This window comes from Polaromonas sp., from assembly GCF_029945685.1.
Lineage (GTDB): Bacteria > Pseudomonadota > Gammaproteobacteria > Burkholderiales > Burkholderiaceae_C > Polaromonas.
The window spans coordinates 112418-130617 of sequence record NZ_JAQSDA010000020.1; the positions used below are offsets into that span (position 1 = coordinate 112418).

Here is an 18200-nt window from a genome sequence, read left to right on the forward strand (position 1 = left end):
TCCTTGTTGTGTTGGGAAGATGGCAACGAGTGTCGCCCAAAGCGCGCCTGCCGGCTGTCGCAGGCCGGACGGGTCAGTCGTTGCTGGTCAGGCGGGAGCGCACATAGATCAGCACAAAACCGATGGCCGCCACGACGCCGCCGGCGACCACCATGGACCAGCCGAGCGCGGCATCCAGGCGCTGCACCGACAGGCCCAGCACCAGCGTGAGCAGTCCGCCGTAGATCAGGATCCAGATCAGCTGCTGCAGCCGGGCAATCGACTTGCTCGACGTGGTGCCACCCGATTCCTTGAAAAAACCCATCAGAACGCCTCCTCCGGCAGGTCGGCGCAGGTCAGGTCGCGACTGGCGACCACCTTGAGCCAAGCGTCTATTTTAGGCAATTCGTAGTGATAGAAATAGCGCAAAGCGCCCAATTTACCGGCGGTAACTGCTACTGATTTTGTAGCGTCGGCCTGCAGCGCGGCCAGCGCCACGTCCAGCCAGATCCAGGCCAGCACGGTGTGGCCAAAGCCCTGCATGTAGGGCACGGCATTGGCCAGCGCCTCCTGCGGGTTGCCGCTGGCCCAGGCCGCTTTTGTGGTCGCCCCCACCTGCTGCAAGGCCTGGCCCAGGGCGTGGGCATAAGCCGCGAGTTCAGGCACCTGGCTCGCCCGCTCCACCGTGCTGTTGATACGAGCCGCAAGCAAAGTCAGGCCCTTGCCGCCTTCCATCAAGACCTTGCGGCCCAGCAGGTCGGTGGCCTGGATGCCATGGGTGCCTTCGTGGATCATGTTCAGCCGGTTGTCGCGCCAGTACTGCTCCACCGGGAAGTCCCGCGTGTAACCGTAACCGCCGTGAATCTGGATCGCCAGCGAGTTGGCCTCCAGGCACCACTCGCTGGGCCAGCTCTTGGCGATCGGTGTCAGCACCTCCAACAGCAGCCGGGCGTCGTCCGCCGCACCGGCCTCGGCCGTGTGTTGCTCGTCCACCAGGCGCGCGCAGTACAGCTCCAGCGCCAGCGCGCCTTCGCAATAGGCTTTTTGCGCCAGCAGCATGCGCTTGACGTCGGCGTGTTCGATGATGCGCACCTGCGGCTGGGCAGAATCCTTGCCCGCCGGTCCGACCGGCCTGCCCTGCGGCCGGTTCTTTGCATAGTCCAGCGAGGCGTAATACCCGGCCATGCCCAGCATGACAGCCGCCGTGCCCACGCCGATACGGGCCTCGTTCATCATGTGGAACATGCAGCGCAGGCCTTCGTGCGGCTTGCCGACCAGGTAGCCGATGGCGCCTGCTTTTCCAGCCACCGGGTATTTACCTTCGCCGAAGTTCAGCAGCGTGTTGGTCGTGCCGCGCCAGCCGAGCTTGTGGTTCAGGCCAGCCAGGGCCACATCGTTGCGTTCGTCCGCCAATTGGCCATCAGGGCCCACCATTTTCTTGGGCACGATGAACAGCGAAATACCGCGCGTACCGGGGATCAGTTTGCCGTCCGGCCCGGGGATCTTGGCCAGCACCAGATGAATGATGTTCTCGGTCAGCTCATGTTCGCCGCTTGAGATCCACATCTTGTTGCCGGTGAGGCGGTAGCGCGGGCCCAGCGGTTCGGTCTCAAAGTCCGCACCGTCCGGCACGGCGCGTGTCGAGATGTCGCTCAGCGAGGAGCCAGCCTGTGGCTCGGACAGGCACATGGTGCCGGAAAACCGCCCGGAAAACTCGTTGCGCGCAAACACCTCTTTCTGCGCTTCGGTGCCATGCACCAGCAGCAGGTTGGCATTGCCCTTGGTCAGCAGGCTGGAGCCTATGCTGACCGAGGCCATGGCAAAAAAACAGTTGGCCGCCGCCTCGATGGTGTAAGGCAGTTGCATGCCGCCTTCGTCGTAGTCCTGCGCGGCGCTGAGCATGCCGGAGCCGGCGTAGGCCTTGTGCGCGTCGTGCGTGGCCTGCGGCAGGATGACCCTTTCACCGTCGAAATGCGGCTCCTGCGTGTCAACCAGCCGGTTGAAGGGCGCAAATTTTTCCCGCGCGATGCGTTCGCAGGTGTCGAACACCGCGTCAAAGGTCTCACGCGAATGGTCGGCAAAACGCTCACGCTGGCTCAGCGACTCGGCGCCCAGCCACTGATAGAGCAGGAAATCGAGGGTGGGTCTCAGGCTCATGGGAATCCGATCTGGAGAAGGTTCAGGTGGCGCCGGCTTGACCCGGCAGCCGGACAATCGTGCCCTGGGCCACGGCGCAAAGTTTTTCCTGGCCGGCCGCCACGACAAACACGTCGCAGCGGCACACTGCCTGCGACTTGCCAGCGTGCACGACCTCGGCCCGTGCAATCAGGCGTTCGCCGATCGCGGGCCGCACATAGTTGATCTTGAATTCGGAGGTGACGACGGCCCAGTCCAGCACCGTGCCGCCAGCATAGGTCAAGGCGTTGTCGGCAGCGTAACTGACCACGCCGCCATGCACAAAGCCGTTTTGCTGGAGGATGTGGGGTGTGACCGGCACGTGCAGTTCGCACTTGCCGGTGGACAAGGCGTGCAGCTCGGCGCCTATCAACACGCTGAAAGGCTGCAGGGCGAGAAACGCCTGCCCTTTCTGAAGGAGCAGGGTTTCATCCATTTATTGCCCGCCTGTTACAGGACTTCGAAAATACCGGCCGCCCCCATGCCGCCGCCAATACACATGGTCACGCAGACACGTTTGGCACCGCGGCGTTTGCCTTCGATCAGGGCATGGCCGGTCAGGCGCTGGCCGCTGACGCCGTAGGGGTGGCCGACCGCAATCGCCCCGCCGTTGACGTTGAGCTTGTCCATGGGAATGCCCAGCTTGTCGCGGCAATAAATCACCTGCACGGCAAAGGCTTCGTTGAGTTCCCACAGGTCGATGTCGCTGACCTTCAGGCCCAGACGTGCCAGCACTTTGGGGATGGCGTAGACCGGGCCGATGCCCATTTCGTCAGGCTCGCAACCAGCAACCGCAAAACCGAGGAAGCGGCCCAGCGGGGCCAATCCTTTTTTCTCGGCCACTTTTTCGTCCATCACCACGACAGCGCCGCCGCCGTCGGAGAACTGGCTGGCATTGCCGGCTGAAATCACGCCGCCCGGGATAGCCGGCTTGATGCCGCTGATGCCTTCCTTGGTCGTGCCTTCGCGGATGCCTTCGTCCTTGCTGACCGTCACCTGCTTGGTGGTCAGGCCCATCACCGCGTCGGCCACACCCATGGTGACGGTGATCGGTGCAATTTCGGCATCGAACAAACCGGCAGCCAGGGCCGCCGAGGCTTTTTGCTGGCTGGCGGCGCCGTATTCGTCCATCTGCTCGCGCGTGATGCCGTAACGCTTGGCGACCTGTTCGGCCGTCTGCAGCATGTTCCAGTAAATCTCGGGCTTGTTCTTGACCAGCCACGGGTCGGCCAGCATGTGGGTGTTCATTTCCTGCTGGACGCAGGAAATGCTTTCAACGCCGCCGGCCACATAAATGTCGGCTTCGCCGGCAATGATGCGCTGCGCGGCCAGGGCAATGGTTTGCAGGCCGGATGAGCAGAAACGGTTGACGGTCATGCCCGACACGGTGATGGGGCAGCCGGCGCGCAGCGCGATCTGGCGCGCAATGTTGGCGCCCGTCGCGCCTTCGGGGTTGGCGCAGCCCATGATCACGTCCTCGACCTCGCCAGCTTCGATGCCGGCGCGTTTGATGGCGTGTTCGACCGCGTGGCCGCCCAGGGTGGCACCATGGGTCATGTTGAAAGAGCCCTTCCAGCTTTTGGCCAGGGGGGTGCGGGCGGTGGAAACGATTACAGCTGAAGTCATGAAAATCTCCGGAAATTAATTGAACGTCCTGCCTTGGGCGGACATCAGTTGAAGGTCTTGCCTTCAGCGGCAAGACGGGCCAGCAGCGGCGCCGGTTGCCAGAATTTCGCGTCGTCCAGCGGGTTCTGGGCAAAACGCTTCATGCTCTGCACCACGTTGAACAGGCCCACCTGGTCGGCGTAATTCATGGGGCCGCCGCGGTAGATCGGGAAGCCATAACCCATGAGGTAGACCATGTCGATGTCACTGGCCTTGGAGGCTATGCCTTCTTCCAGAATGTGCGCTGCCTCGTTGACCAGGGCGTAAACCAGGCGCTGGACGATTTCCTCATCGGAAATCTTGCGTGGCGTGATGCCCAGCGAGGCGCGATGGTCTTCAATCATCTTGACCACGTCGGCATTCGGAATCGCGTCGCGCTTGCCGGGCACATAGTCGTACCAACCGGCCCCGGTTTTCTGGCCGAAACGTCCCTTCTCGCACAGCAGATCAGCGGTCTTGCTGTATTTCATGTCCGGCTTTTCCTGGTAACGGCGCTTGCGGATGGCCCAGCCGATGTCGTTGCCGGCCAGGTCGCCCATGCGGAACGGCCCCATGGCCATGCCGAACTTCTCCATGGCCTTGTCCACCTGCGCGGGCGTGCAGCCTTCGTCGAGCAGGAAGCCGCCCTGGCGGCCATACTGCTCGATCATGCGGTTTCCGATGAAGCCATCGCAGACGCCAGACACCACGGCGGTTTTCCGGATCTTCTTGCTGACGGCCATCACCGTGGCCAGCACGTCCTTGGCGGTTTTTTCACCGCGGATGACTTCGAGCAGTTTCATGACGTTGGCCGGGCTGAAGAAATGCATGCCGACCACATCCTGCGGACGCTTGGTGAAGGAAGCGATCTTGTTGACATCCAGCGTCGAGGTGTTGGACGCCAGGATGGCACCCGGCTTCATCACGCGGTCGAGTTCCTTGAAGACTTTTTCCTTGACGCCCATTTCCTCGAAGACGGCCTCGATCACCATGTCGGCGTCTTTCAGGTCGTCGTAGCTCAGCGTGGTGCTCAGCAGGCCCATGCGCTGCTCGTACTTGTCCTGCTTGAGCTTGCCTTTCTTGACCTGGGCTTCATAGTTCTTGCGAATGGTGGCAAGGCCTTTGTCCAGCGCCTCCTGTTTCATTTCCAGCATCTTGACGGGGATGCCGGCGTTCAGGAAGTTCATCGCAATGCCGCCGCCCATGGTGCCGGCACCAATGACGGCGATGGACTGGATGTCGCGTTTGGGCGTGTCTTCCGGCACGTCCGGAATCTTGGATGCGGCACGCTCGGCCATGAAGATGTGGCGCAGCGCTCGGCTCTCAGGCGTGAACATCAGGGCGGTAAAAATTTCCCGCTCAAAGGCCATGCCGTCGTCGAATTTTTTCTTGGTGGCAGATTCGACCGCGTCCACACACTTGCCCGGCGCCGGGAAGTTTTTCGCCATGCCCTTGACCATGTTGCGCGCGAACTGGAAGTAAGCATCGCCATTGGGGTGTTTGCATGGCAGATTGCGTACCAGCGGCAAGGGACGGGTGTCAGACACCGCTTGCGCGTAGGCCAGAGCTTCCTCTGCCAGCGACTCGGCGGACGCTGCCATCTTGTCAAACAGCTTCTGGCCGGGGATCTGGGCAAGAAGCTCGCTTTTGACGGGCTCGCCACTGACAATCATGTTGAGTGCGGGTTCCACCCCCAGTGCGCGGGGCAGGCGCTGCGTACCACCGGCGCCCGGGATCAGGCCGAGTTTGACTTCTGGCAAGGCCACGCTGCAGCCCGGCGCCGCAATGCGGTAATGGCAACCGAGGGCCAGCTCCAACCCGCCGCCCATACACACCGAATGAACCGCAGCCACCACGGGCTTGGAGGAATTTTCAACCGCGAGGATCACGCTGAGCAAATTGGGTTCTGCCAGTGCCTTGGGGGAACCAAATTCCTTGATGTCGGCACCGCCGGAAAAAGCCTTGCCGCCACCGGTGAGCACAATCGATTTGACTGCAGCATCGGCATTGGCTTTTTGCAAACCGTCGGTGATGCCCACACGGGTGGAATGACCCAGGCCGTTGACCGGTGGGTTATTCATGGTGATCACCGCCACGCTGCCGTGGACTTCGTATTTCGCTGTCATGTGTTTTCCTTGGTTGCTTGGTGGCCAGCTGCTGGGTGCTGCGAGACCTGACAAGGCCGAACTGGCAAAAATAGTACGACCGTTCTTTTCTTATTGTAGAGAGCTTATGTTGCAGTGCAACCCTGGGGCTGGCTGCATTGTCCCTGCCGCGACAAAACCAGGGGTTATGCCTCCGCATGGAGGCTGTGAAGATTTCCTAGCGAGCGGGCCGAGGTGACTTCGAGGACTGGAGCCGTACAAGGGTACGGTGAGCACCACAGGAGCCAGATCGGACCGCGCAGTAGAAAGATTCATAGTCACTCAGACTTCCAGCCACTCCTTGCGGATATAGGCGTCTGCACGCAGGCTGTCTGGCGTCCCCTGAAACACGATGCTGCCATGGCCCATGACCAGTGCCCGGTCTGAAATCGCCATGGCAATGGTGAGTTTTTGCTCAATCAGCAGCACCGAAATACCCTTGGCCTTGAGCGTCTGCAGGTACTGCCCCACCAACTCGACAATTTTCGGAGCCAGGCCCTCGGTTGGCTCGTCAATGATGATCAGGTCGGGATCGCCCATCAGGGTGCGGCACAAGGTCAACATCTGCTGCTCGCCGCCGGACAGTACCCCTGCCTCGGTGTGCTGGCGCTCCTTCAGACGCGGGAACATGCCGTACATGTCGTCAAAAGACCAGCGGCTGCCCTTGCCCTTGCCTTTTTGCCCGAGCATCAGGTTCTGGTGCACGGTCAGGGTGGGGAAGATGTCCCTGTTCTCGGGCACGTAACCAATGCCCAGGTGTGCGACTTCATAGGCTTTGTGCCCGGCAATCTGCTTGCCGCGCCACTGAATATCACCCTGACACTCCACCAGACCCATGATGGCCTTGGCAGTGGTCGAGCGGCCCGAGCCATTGCGCCCCAGCAGCGCCACAATTTCGCCCGGTTGCACGTCAAATTGCACCCCGTGCAAAACATGGCTCTTGCCGTAATAGGCGTGGAGGTTTTCTATTTTGAGCATGTTCAGTGGCCTCCCGCCTGCGAATCTGCCACGGAAGAGCCCAGATAGGCCTCTTGCACACGCTGGTTGGCGCGCACGGCCTCTGGTTCGTCAAAGGCCAATACTTCGCCATAAACCACGACCGCAATCCTGTCGGCCAGGCCGAAGACCACCCCCATGTCGTGCTCCACCGTCAGCAGGGTTTTTCCCACGGTCACCTCCTTGATGAGGCTGATGAAGCGGGTAGTTTCGCTGCGGCTCATGCCGGCAGTCGGTTCATCCAGCAGGATCACATTCGCGCCGCCGGCAATGGTGATGCCGATCTCCAGTGCGCGCTGTTCGGCGTAGGTCAGGTTGATGGCCAGCACATCACGTTTTTTGTCGAGCTTGATCATCTTCATCAGCTCGTCAGCCCGGTCGTTGGCGTCATCCAGACCCGCCAAAAACTTCAGAAAGGTGTACCTATAGCCCAGACTCCACAAGACACCACAGCGTAAATTTTCGAAGACGCTGAGCTTGGGGAATATGTTGGTGATCTGAAAACTGCGTGACAGACCGAGCCGGTTGATTTCAAAAGGCTTTTTCCCCTCAATCCGTTGGCCATTGAGCAGCACCTGGCCGCTACTGGGCTCAAAACGGCCGCTGATCAGGTTGAACAGCGTGGACTTGCCGGCGCCGTTTGGACCGATGATGCCGACCCGTTCACCGGCAGTCACTGCCAGATTGATACCGCGAATGATTTCAGTCTTGCCGAAACTCTTGCGCAGGTCTTTGAGTTCAAGTGCGTAGGTCATATTGCTTTCCACCCAGCCAGTGCACCGTAGACGGCGGAGCCAGGGTATCGTCTGTACGAACTGGGGCCGCGGAACCGGCTTTGCCGGGCCGCAGGCGCAGCGCCCCCCCGGGGGGCAGCGCAGTACACGCAGTGACAAGCGTGGGGGCTCATAGTGCCTCCCGGCGCTTGATTTCTTTTTCGATGTATTCCTGAATCTCGCTCCACTCGCGCAAAAAGTGGCGGCGTGTGACCTCAAACAGCCCCAGCCCGGTCAAGGTGACAAATGCCGCGCCAAACCAGCTGTCCAGCCCCTTGGCGTCCAGCGGAATACCCGCAAACCGCAACTCGGAGCCCAGCGTGGTGCTGAGCTGGAGGTGGTACACCATTTCGATCATCGCGGCGGCGCCCACCAGCAGGATCAAAGCAGTGACGGCAAGCGCCAGATAACTGACCCAGAGCTGTCTGAGCTTGCCAAAGGCGGCCACACGCAGGTTCATCATGATCAGGCTGGCAATGCCCCCGGGCGCGTACATGACCATGAACAGGAAGATCAGGCCCAGGTAAAGCAGCCACGCCTGGGTGAACTCCGACAGCAGTACAAAAGCCAGCACCATCAAGATGCCGCCAATGATGGGCCCAAAGAAAAACGTCGCGCCGCCCAGGAATGTGAACAGCAGATACGCACCCGAACGCGCAGCACCCACCACTTCAGCAGTGACGATTTCGAAATTCAGCGCCGCCAGCCCACCCGACAGGCCGGCAAAAAATCCGGCAATGATGAAGGCGAAATAACGTACCTTCTGCGTGTCGTACCCGACAAATTCAACCCGCTCCGGGTTGTCGCGGACTGCGTTGAGCATGCGCCCCAACGGTGTGCGGGTGAAGGCAAACATCGCGCCGACCGCCACAAAGGTGTAGACCGCGATCAGGTAGTACACCTGAATCTGCGGGCCAAAGGTGATGCCCATCACGGCTTTTCCCGTCACCCGGTTGCCGGACACGCCGCCTTCGCCACCAAAAAATTCGGGAATCATCAGCGACAGCGCAAACACCAGTTCGCCCAGCCCCAGTGTGATCATGGCAAACGTGGTACCCGACTTGCGCGTGGTGACATATCCGAACAAAACGGCAAACCCCACACCGGCCAATGCGCCCACCAAGGGCACCAGGGACACCGGCAGTGGCAACGAGCCATTGCCGATGTTGTTGAGCGCGTGGATGGCCAGAAACGAGCCCAGGCCGGTATAAACCGCGTGGCCGAAGCTGAGCATGCCACCCTGCCCCAGCAACATGTTGTAGGACAGGCAGGCGATGATGGCAATGCCCATTTGCGACAGCACCGTCATGGCCAGACCACTGCCAAACAAAAGCGGCGCCACGGCAAGCACCAGCGCAAACAGACCCCAGGTGAGCCAGCGCCCGATATTGAGGGGCGCAAAGGTGTAATGTGTTTTCATGGCTTATCCCTCCCGCTTGCCGAGCAAACCGCGCGGCCTGAAGATCAGGATCAGCACCAGAAACAGGTAAGGCAGGATGGGTGCCACCTGGGACAAGGTGAGCTTGATGTACGAGTTATTGGCCACGGCAGCACCGAGAGGCACGCCCAGCTGCTCCGCCAGGGTGGCCAACGAGTAGTCGAAGGCCACAGCAAATGTCTGGATCACACCTATGAGCAGGGAAGCCACAAACGCACCTGACAACGAACCCATGCCACCGACCACCACCACCACGAAGATGACAGAACCCACAGTGGCCGCCATGGCCGGTTCTGTCAGAAAAGTGCTGCCGCCAATCACACCTGCCAGCCCCGCCAGCGCGGAACCGGCACCAAAAACCAGCATGAAGACGCGAGGCACGTTGTGTCCCAGCGATTCGACTGCGTCAGGGTGCGTCAGCGCGGCCTGGATCACCAGCCCGATTCGGGTGCGGGTCAGCAGCAGCCAGACGGAACCCAGCATGATCACGGCGACCAGCATCATGAAGCCGCGCGTGGCGGGAAACGGCGAGCAGACAATCCGCACGGCCGCATCGGCGCTGCTGCAAAGCTCTGCAGGGGCGCTGCCCCAGATCAAGCGCAAACCCTTGATCGAATCGTTGATCAGCGTGAAAGCCGGTCCCTGAAGTACCTCTGGCGGGCGAAACTCCACCGCAATGCGGCCCCAGATCAGCTGCACCAGTTCCACGATCACATAAGACAAGCCGAAAGTGATCAGCAGCTCGGGCACATGGCCAAACTTGTGCACCTTGCGCAAGCTGACACGCTCAAACAGCGCACCCAGCCCGCCCACCACCAGCGGCGCAATCAACAAGGCGGGCCAGAACCCGACAAACTGCGCCACGGTGTAACCCACATAGGCGCCCAGCATGTAAAAGCTGGCGTGCGCGAAGTTCAGCACGCCCATCATGCTGAAAATCAGCGTCAGCCCGGAACTGAGCATGAACAGTAAAAGCCCGTAGCTCAGCCCGTTCAGCATCGAGATGATGAAAAACTCCATTCAGCTTGACCTTCCTCGTCGATAAAAATAAAAGAGCCCGATACGGCAACCCGCTCGGGCTCTGTCTCTTCAGGCGCCGGTGTTTACGGACGCTTCATCTGGCAGCTGGTCGGAGTGCTCGAAATGTAGTTCGGGTACTCCTTCAGCATCGCCAGGGTCATGCCGGTTTTCTCAGGACTGTATGGGCTCTTGGCATCTGCCTTTTGCCAGACCGACATGTACAGTGGCTGCTGCAGCTGGTGATCGGCCTTGCGCATCTCCACCTCTCCGTTGAAACTCTGCACACGCAGGCCCTCCATCGCCGCCGCCACCTTGACAGGGTCGGTGGATTTGGCCTTGGCCATGGCCGCGCCCAACATTTCATAGATACGGATGGTTGAGCCGGTGTAGAAGTCGTCGTTGTACTTGGCGTTGAACTCCGCCATCCACTTGTCCATCTGCCCACCCATGTTGTAGTGGTTGTAGGCGATCTGATAGACACGTCCGGCGCCATTTTGGCCCAGGGCGGTTGGCGTGCCAGTGACACCGGCGTAGTAGGTGAAGAACTTGCCGTTGTAACCATTTTCGTTGGCAGCCTTGATCAGCAGCGACAGGTCGGAGCCCCAGTTGCCGGTGATCACGGTGTCTGCGCCGGATGCCTTGATTTTGGCGATGTACGGAGCAAAGTCACGCGTTTGCGCCAGCGGGTGCAGGTCTTCGCCGACGACCTGGATATCCGGACGTTTGCGCGCCAGGGCATCCTTGCCGAACTTCACTACCTGGTGGCCGTGCGAGTAATTCTGGTTCAGGAAATAAACCTTCTTGATGTCTGGCTGGCCAGCCATGAAGCTGGACATCGCTTCCATCTTCATCGAGGTATCGGCATCAAAACGGAAGTGCCAGTAACTGCACTTGCTGTTGGTCAGGTCCGGGTCCACCGCCGAGTCATTGAGGTACATCACCTCTTTGCCCGGGTTGCGCTCATTGTGTTTGGTGATTGCGTCGGACAGGGCCAGCGCGACGGAAGAGCCGTTGCCCTGGATGATGTAACGCACGCCCTGATCAATGGCCGCTTTCAGCGCGTTCAGGCTTTCTGCCGGGCTGAGCTTGTTGTCGATGGTCGAGAACTCGAAATTCACGCCAGCAGGGTTGCCGGTTCCGCTGTATTTTTCAGCAAAAAACTGGTAACCCTTGGTCTGGGCGACGCCCACTGGACCCAGCAGCCCGGTCAGGGGATCAATCCTGACCAGCTTGACGGTCTGACCTTTGAGCGGCCCGGGTGCAAACATCGGCGCGCCGGCCGCCTTGGCGGGAGCGGCTTTGGCCGCAGGTGCAGCCTTGGCCGCGGGTGCGGCAGGTTTTGCTGGCGCAGCAGGCTGCGCAAAAACGGTACCGGCGCATGCAAAAGCAGCGGCCAGTGCGAGGTGTCTGATCTGAAAAGTCATCAATGTCTCCTAGGTAATCACAATGAAACAAGCGTACAAGTTTTGTGCAGTGCAGCGATCAGGGAATGCCCCTAAGCAGCCCGGTTTCTATCGCCCATGCGACAGCGGTGCCGCCACAGCCGGACTGCCCGTTCTGCACTGCAGCAGTGCAGGTCGCAAGGCTGCCCTGACTTCAGGACGAAGGCAGCTGATAGTCCTTTAGTTGTTCGCGCAAGCGGGTTTTCAACATCTTGCCTGTCGCCCCCAGAGGAATGGCGTCGACAAACACCACATCATCGGGAATCTGCCATTTGGCGGTCTTGCCTTCATAAAACTGAAGCAATTCCTCACGGCTGACTTCTGCGCCCGGCTTCTTGACCACTGCGATGATCGGGCGCTCGTCCCATTTGGGATGCCGCACGCCAATGCAGGCCGCCATGGCCACGGCCGGATGCGCCACAGCGATGTTTTCGATGTCGATGGAGCTGATCCATTCGCCGCCGGACTTGATCACGTCCTTGCTGCGGTCGGTGATCTGCATGTAGCCGTCCGGGTCGATGGTGGCCACGTCGCCGGTCGGAAACCAGCCGTCCACCAGCGGGTCGCCGCCCTCACCCTTGAAGTACTCGGCCACAATCCAGGGACCTTTGACATGCAGGTCGCCGAAGGCCTTGCCGTCCCAGACAATTTCCTTGCCTTCGGGATCCACGATCTTCATGTCCACTCCGTAGATGGCACGTCCCTGCTTGAGCCGGATCTTCATCTGCTCCTCCTTGGACATGCTCAGATGCTTGTTCTTCAGCGTGCACAGGGTACCCAGCGGTGACATTTCGGTCATGCCCCAGGCGTGCAGCACCTCGACGCCGTAGTCCTCCTGGAAGGCGTGGATCATCGCCGGCGGACAGGCCGAGCCGCCAATGACGGTGCGTTTGAGGGTCGAGAACTTCAGTCCGGCGGGCTTCATGTGGCCCAGCATCATCTGCCAGACGGTGGGCACGCCAGCAGCATAGGACACTTTCTCGGCTTCGATCAATTCATAAATCGACTTCCCGTCCAGCGCCGGACCGGGAAACACCAGCTTGGCGCCGGTCAGGGCCGCCGAGTACGGGATGCCCCAGGCGTTGACGTGGAACATCGGCACCACCGGCAGGATGGAGTCGCGCGCGCTCAGGCACATCACGTCGGGCAGCGCGGCGGCGTAGGCATGCAGGATGGTCGAGCGGTGGCTGTACAGCGCCGCTTTCGGGTTGCCCGTGGTGCCGCTGGTGTAACACATGCTCGAGGCCGAGTTTTCGTCGAAGCTGGGCCACTTGTAATCGACCGAATGCGGTGCAATCCAGGCCTCGTAACTGCTCAGGTTGGGGATGCCGCTGTCGATGGGCAGCTTGTCTGCATCACACATCGCGATGTAATGCTTGATGGTGGTGCACTTCGCATGGAAAGCCTGCACCAGCGGGAGGAAGGACATGTCAAAACACAACACCTGGTCTTCGGCATGGTTCGCGATCCAGGCCACCAGGTCGGGGTGCAGGCGCGGGTTCAGCGTGTGCAACACGCGGCCGGAGCCGCTGACGCCGAAATACAGCTCGAGGTGGCGGTAGCCGTTCCAGGCCAGCGTGGCGACCCGGTCGCTGAACTGCAGCTTGAGCGCATCCAGCGCGCCCGCCACCTGGCGCGAGCGGCGCGCCACGTCCCGGTAGGTGTAGCGATGAATGTCGCCTTCAACACGGCGCGAAACAATCTCTGCGTCGCCGTGATGGCGCTCCGCAAAATCGATCAGCGATGAAATCAGCAATGGCTGGTTCTGCATCAAACCCAACATGTTTTGTTTCCTTTTCTTGTCCGCAAAAAATCCGTGCCGTCTGGCCGCTTGGTAACCGCATGGTAACGCCCGAGCCGCAGGTTCCCGGCTCACCAACGACTCAATCAGCACCTTGGCGACAGCGCGGGAACGGTGTCCTTGTTTTTCCTGACGTGCATCTGGGCCGGATGGGCGCCCCCAACACAACACCATGCCGCACTATGCACTGCTGTGGCCGGAGCCAGCAAGAGATGTCGCTGCTCCGACAGTTCGTAGGTACAAACCCCATGACGCTCGGGCATCCCCATCACGGCCATGCGCTGGCCCCCGCTGCGTAGACAATCGCTTCATGTCACTTGACGAAGCCGCTTTCCCGCACCACCGTTTTCTGCGCGGCCAGCCATGGTTTTCCGCCTTGTCCGCCGATACCCAGACCCGCCTGCTGGAGCGCACCCTCACGCTGTCGGGCCGCAAGGGCGAGGTCTTGCTGGCGGCGGGTTCGCCGGTCAAGGGCTGGTATGCAGTGTTGTCGGGCCTCGTCAAGCTGCAAAGCACCTCGTGCACAGGTCGTGTTTCGGCTTTTCTGGGGGTCCCGGACGGCGAATGGTTTGGCGAAGGCTCGGCCCTGAAAACCGAGCCGCGCCGCTATGACGTGATTGCCCTGCGCGACACCCTGCTGCTGTGCCTGCCACGCGCCCAGTTTGATGAACTGCTGGCCCACAGCCTGCCTTTCAACCACTTTCTGGTCGCGCACCTGAACCGGCGCCTGGGCCAGGCCATGACCATCATCGAGGCGGAACGCCTGCGCTCCCCGGAGCAGCGCGTGGCCCTGTACCTGAGCCGCGTGTTCTGGCAAGGCCGGCGCCGGCTGGTGCTGTCGCAGGAAGAACTCGGCCATCTGGCCGGTTTGTCGCGGCAGACAGTCAACCGGGCCCTCAAGGCGCTGGAACTGGAGGGCCTGGTGTCTCTGGAGTTTGGACGCGTCGCCATGCTTGACGAACAGGCACTGGCCGCCTATGCCGTCCGACCCGAGACGACGGCGGCTGGCGTCCGGATCTGAGCGCCAACTTGCCTTGTCCTTGCGGGCAGGTCCATTCGCAGGGCTCCAGCATCTGGACGGCAAGGTGACCTCGATTATTTCCAGAGCAACATCGACAGATTGCCCCATCCCGACCGATCCGCTGTTTACCTGGTCGGCGCAGCTTCCTGACCTGCCTGTCGACGCGCGGCTTCCACAGCCTTGTCTGCGGCATCCCTGGGGGCGCGAGAGGCTTCTCGGCTGGCTTCTTCGGCTTTATGCAGGGCGTCGCGAGCCGCCTGGACCGCCTTGATGCAGCGCAAGAGGTGCCTCCACGCGGCCGGCCCGTCCACGACAGCCTTGCCTGGATCAGGAAAAAACCGACACACCAGCCCCGACACACCAGCCCCTTCACTTGATCCATCTCAACGCTAGGCAACCCGGCCCTTTCTACAGTGGCATGCAAGGGTGCGAACCCTGTGTGAGGCATACAACCGCAGCAAAGGAAACGATGGCAACAAGCAACAAACACCCCGACCACCGACACCATGCTCACGGCGGACGCTGTGCTGGCGCTGGCAAACCTCGCCCGTCAGGCCTGAGATGAGGGTCGCACTGGTCACCGGCGGCACCGCCGGCATTGGAGCAGCCACGGCGCAAGCGCTGCTCGCTGCGGGTTACCGCGTGGCCGTCAACTACGCAGGCAACCAGCCCGCGGCCGGGGCGTTCACGGCCCGCACCGGCATTGCGGCCTTTGCCTGGAACGTGGCCGACGCTGACGCCTGCACCGCGGGTGTCGCGCAGGTCGAGGCCGCGCTCGGGCCGATCGAGGTTCTCGTCAACAACGCCGGCATCACGCGCGACGCGATGCTGCACAAAATGAGCGCCCAGCAATGGCGCGAGGTGATCGATGTGAACCTGGGCGGCTGTTTCAACATGTGCCGCGCAGTGATCGAAGGCATGCGCGAACGCCGTTTTGGCCGGTTGATCAACCTGAGTTCGGTCAACGGGCTGTCCGGCCAGGCCGGTCAGACCAACTATGCCGCGAGCAAGGCCGGGCTGATCGGTTTCACGAAGTCGCTGGCGCTCGAAAGCGCTTCCCGCAACATCACGGTCAATGTCATTGCCCCGGGCTACACCGACACGGCCATGGTCAGCGCCGTGCGGCCCGAGGTGATGGAGCAGATCCTGAAAACCGTGCCGGTCGGCCGCCTGGCGACACCAGCGGAAATCGCCCGCGCCGTCGTTTTCCTCGCCGCCGATGACGCCGGCTTCATCACCGGCATCACGCTGTCGGTCAACGGCGGCAAATACCTGGACTGAGAAAAATTACCGCTGGTTGCATCTTTTGACGCCCGAACAGGGGTTTTGCGCTGACTTGCCACTTTAACTTTCTCCTTCGCGCCCAAACCATGTAGGACGGAAGAGCAAGCCGCCAAATACTGTCCCTGCGGAAGGCAAACTGTCACGATGATTCAAGCACGCAAGAAATCTTTTTCCTGGCAAGCCGCCGCAGCCCTGATCGCCGCCACGGCTTTTGCCGGAAGCGCCATGGCTGGTTCGAGCGACTCGGGCGCTGCGGCGCTCCAGGCCAGATACACTGCCCTCGCCCCCCAGCTGGCAAGCAACGAATTTCAGAGACCGCTGGTCATTGAATCCACCGAAGCCGCCCATGCCGTGAGCGGCAACGCCTACGCGGTCATCAACTACCCGTTTTCAGCCGTGACCACGGCTTTCAAAAACCCCGACAACTGGTGCGACGTACTGATGCTGCACCTCAACACCAAGTTCTGCCGCACCACTGGCGGCAACGGCAGCCCGTCGGGGCTGGAAGTCAGCATCGGAAAGAAGGTGCCGCAGGAGGTCAAGGACGCTTACACCCTGGCCTTTGACTTCAAGCTGGACAGTGCCACGCCGGACTACATGGCGGTACAGATCAACGCAGACAAGGGCCCGCTGGGGACCAACAACTACCGCATCAACCTGCGGGTGGTGCCGCTTGCGGCCGGCAAGTCCTTCATGCACCTGCAGTATTCCTATGGTTACGGCATCGCGGGACGCATGGCCATGCAGGGTTACCTGGCCACGGTCGGCAGCGGAAAAACGGGCTTCACGCGGATGGACAACCCGGCCGGTGGTGAAAAAACCTATGTGGACGGCATGCGTGGCGCGGTGGAGCGCAACACCATGCGTTACTACCTGGCCATTGACGCGTACATGGCATCGCTGTCAGCGCCACCTGCCGATCAACTTGAAAAGCGCCTTCAGCAATGGTTTGACGCCACGGAACGTTATCCTCGCCAACTGCATGAGATCGATCGCACGGCCTACCTCACCATGAAGCGCAGCGAACTGCGGCGCCAGCAGGCGGCTGAATAACGCCGCCCTGGCGGGCGACGTCCGGGGCGGAAAGTCGTCCGCACCCGGTTGCTTGGGCAACAGCGGCTGGGCAGGTTCTGGCGCCAGCAGGCGTGGCGCCCTCCCCTTCGCCTTGGTTTACTTGCGCAGCAACTGGCGCGCAGCGGCCATGTCGCGGTCGTATACCGCCTTGGCCTCACGGCGGCATGCGGTGCGTTCTGCAGCCGCCATCTTTGCGCAGTCTTCCAGGTAAAGCTTGTAGCCGCCGCCTGCCTCATTGATGGCCGTGCGGTATTTCTGCTGCGGCGTGCTGTCGGCGACAGCGCCACGTTCGAGCAGGCGTTCCTCCATGGCCACAGGTTGCGCCAGTACGGCGGAACCGCTGGCGAGCAGCAGTGATGAAATAAGAAAAGTGGAAAATTTTCTGCTCATGGTGGCATCCTTGAATCAAGTGGTTGGCGAAGTGGCTGGGCTGGCGTTTTATTTCCGGCCCGAACTGTTGGGCGTGTGCTGGTGATCCAGCGGCGGTTTGTCGGGCATGTGGGTCGAGTCGACCCGCGCTTTCACGCTGGCGGGACTGTTGGCCGCTTTTTCGGACAGGGCCTGCTGGCTGCCACTGTCGGGCTGAGGCCCCTTGGGCATGTTGTGCGCCGGCGTATGGCCGGGGGGTGCGGGATGGTCGCTCATGGCTGCTCTCCTGGGTTGCCCGCCGGCTGGCAGCGGTGTTGACATTGCCAGATCAGGCTAGCGCGAGATGAGGCGAGCGCCCGTCAGCGCCCGGGGTCCCTGCCTGTAGGACGGGTGGTCGGATCTGCCTGGAACCGCCAAAAGGCAGCGGGAGCCCTGCCCGCCAGGCTCCAGGCGGGGCGCCGCCTGACCTTCCAGACTCAGTCGCTCAGGGTCGGGCGGTCAATTGCCCGCGAATTTCACCACCGGGGAATTTGGCGGTGTGGATGTTGGCATACCATTTGCCCGCCATCAGGTCGGCCACCTGCGCCGGGGTCAGCGTGGCCTGGCCGGACATCGGACTGGTGATGGGGCCGGTGAAAGGCAGTGCCACACCTGCATTGGCACCGACGGGGGCCGGACCATGAAAGTGGCCAGCGGTCGCAGGGCCACTCAGGTCAGCGTAGCTCAGTTGCCAGCGCAGCAGGTTGGTGTCCTTGTTCAGCACGGCATCGACCTGGCCACTGGCGCCGGAGGCGACTGGCGGCACCTCGTTGGCGCCACGCATTTGCGTTGTGAAGGCCATCAGGTTGGACTGCGACGGCATCATGCTGCAACCGGAAACCAGGGCCACTGCGGCTGCAGCCGCCAGGGTGGAACGAACGACGTGGCGGCGGGAAATCATCATGGTTGTCTCCAGTGGAAGGGCAAAAGATCCATCTTAGGACCGCGCGGCATGGCGCCTTGTAGGACGCCGGCTTGATCCAAAACGGCCGGCAATCGTC

17 protein-coding genes are annotated in these 18200 nt (G+C 61.5%); 3 read left to right on the forward strand and 14 right to left on the reverse strand.

Annotated features, from left to right (window positions below; translation table 11 throughout):
- Positions 1–73: 73 nt before the first annotated feature.
- The 11 genes from PSV26_RS12150 to PSV26_RS12200 all read right to left on the reverse strand — a co-directional run bounded on the left by PSV26_RS12150 (position 74) and on the right by PSV26_RS12200 (position 13394).
- Entirely contained in the window at positions 74–304 is a 231-nt protein-coding gene (locus PSV26_RS12150) for a hypothetical protein (RefSeq protein WP_300571088.1), read from the reverse strand.
- Positions 304–2136, reverse strand: a complete 1833-nt coding sequence (locus PSV26_RS12155; RefSeq protein ID WP_300571091.1) for an acyl-CoA dehydrogenase — start codon at positions 2134–2136, stop codon at positions 304–306. The genes PSV26_RS12150 and PSV26_RS12155 overlap by 1 nt, the downstream gene beginning before the upstream one ends.
- A 22-nt stretch (positions 2137–2158) precedes the next feature.
- Positions 2159–2590: a PaaI family thioesterase gene (locus PSV26_RS12160; protein ID WP_300519453.1), complete on the reverse strand. Its 432-nt coding sequence runs from the start codon at positions 2588–2590 to the stop codon at positions 2159–2161.
- Between the two features lie 14 nt (positions 2591–2604).
- Positions 2605–3780: an acetyl-CoA C-acyltransferase gene (locus PSV26_RS12165; RefSeq protein WP_096662402.1), complete on the reverse strand. Its 1176-nt coding sequence runs from the start codon at positions 3778–3780 to the stop codon at positions 2605–2607.
- A 44-nt stretch (positions 3781–3824) separates the two neighbouring features.
- Positions 3825–5924, reverse strand: coding sequence for a 3-hydroxyacyl-CoA dehydrogenase NAD-binding domain-containing protein (locus PSV26_RS12170; protein WP_300571093.1), 2100 nt, complete (start codon positions 5922–5924; stop codon positions 3825–3827).
- Positions 5925–6224: 300 nt separating this feature from the next.
- On the reverse strand, positions 6225–6920 hold the full coding sequence (locus PSV26_RS12175) for an ABC transporter ATP-binding protein (RefSeq protein ID WP_300519446.1): 696 nt from the start codon (positions 6918–6920) through the stop codon (positions 6225–6227).
- Between the two features lie 2 nt (positions 6921–6922).
- The gene (locus tag PSV26_RS12180) at positions 6923–7693 is read right to left on the reverse strand and encodes an ABC transporter ATP-binding protein (RefSeq protein ID WP_300519443.1); all 771 of its coding nucleotides are present in this window, start codon (positions 7691–7693) and stop codon (positions 6923–6925) included.
- Positions 7694–7841: 148 nt separating this feature from the next.
- A complete protein-coding gene (locus tag PSV26_RS12185; RefSeq protein WP_300519440.1) occupies positions 7842–9131 on the reverse strand; it encodes a branched-chain amino acid ABC transporter permease in 1290 nt (429 codons plus the stop codon).
- A 3-nt stretch (positions 9132–9134) separates the two neighbouring features.
- Positions 9135–10169: a branched-chain amino acid ABC transporter permease gene (locus tag PSV26_RS12190; RefSeq protein ID WP_300519437.1), complete on the reverse strand. Its 1035-nt coding sequence runs from the start codon at positions 10167–10169 to the stop codon at positions 9135–9137.
- Between the two features lie 83 nt (positions 10170–10252).
- Positions 10253–11437 carry a branched-chain amino acid ABC transporter substrate-binding protein gene (locus tag PSV26_RS12195; protein ID WP_300519668.1) on the reverse strand — a complete coding sequence of 395 codons (1185 nt, stop codon included), beginning with the start codon at positions 11435–11437 and terminating at the stop codon, positions 10253–10255.
- A gap of 328 nt (positions 11438–11765) precedes the next feature.
- The gene (locus tag PSV26_RS12200) at positions 11766–13394 is read right to left on the reverse strand and encodes a 3-(methylthio)propionyl-CoA ligase (RefSeq protein WP_300519434.1); all 1629 of its coding nucleotides are present in this window, start codon (positions 13392–13394) and stop codon (positions 11766–11768) included.
- Positions 13395–13722: 328 nt separating this feature from the next.
- Between PSV26_RS12200 and PSV26_RS12205 the strand changes: the two genes are divergently transcribed.
- The 3 genes from PSV26_RS12205 to PSV26_RS12215 all read left to right on the forward strand — a co-directional run bounded on the left by PSV26_RS12205 (position 13723) and on the right by PSV26_RS12215 (position 16770).
- Positions 13723–14433: a Crp/Fnr family transcriptional regulator gene (locus PSV26_RS12205; protein ID WP_300519432.1), complete on the forward strand. Its 711-nt coding sequence runs from the start codon at positions 13723–13725 to the stop codon at positions 14431–14433.
- 561 nt (positions 14434–14994) lie between these two features.
- Entirely contained in the window at positions 14995–15714 is a 720-nt protein-coding gene (phbB, locus tag PSV26_RS12210) for an acetoacetyl-CoA reductase (protein ID WP_300571096.1), read from the forward strand.
- Between the two features lie 147 nt (positions 15715–15861).
- Complete coding sequence (locus PSV26_RS12215; protein WP_300571100.1) at positions 15862–16770, forward strand: hypothetical protein; 909 nt, start codon at positions 15862–15864, stop codon at positions 16768–16770.
- A gap of 117 nt (positions 16771–16887) precedes the next feature.
- On the opposite strand, the gene PSV26_RS12220 is transcribed toward PSV26_RS12215, so the two are convergent.
- The 3 genes from PSV26_RS12220 to PSV26_RS12230 all read right to left on the reverse strand — a co-directional run bounded on the left by PSV26_RS12220 (position 16888) and on the right by PSV26_RS12230 (position 18100).
- Positions 16888–17181: a hypothetical protein gene (locus PSV26_RS12220; RefSeq protein ID WP_300519424.1), complete on the reverse strand. Its 294-nt coding sequence runs from the start codon at positions 17179–17181 to the stop codon at positions 16888–16890.
- 48 nt (positions 17182–17229) lie between these two features.
- Positions 17230–17436 (reverse strand): hypothetical protein, encoded by a 207-nt coding sequence (locus PSV26_RS12225; RefSeq protein ID WP_300519421.1) that lies wholly within the window; start codon positions 17434–17436, stop codon positions 17230–17232.
- Between the two features lie 208 nt (positions 17437–17644).
- Positions 17645–18100: a CHRD domain-containing protein gene (locus tag PSV26_RS12230; RefSeq protein WP_300519665.1), complete on the reverse strand. Its 456-nt coding sequence runs from the start codon at positions 18098–18100 to the stop codon at positions 17645–17647.
- Positions 18101–18200 lie beyond the last annotated feature (100 nt).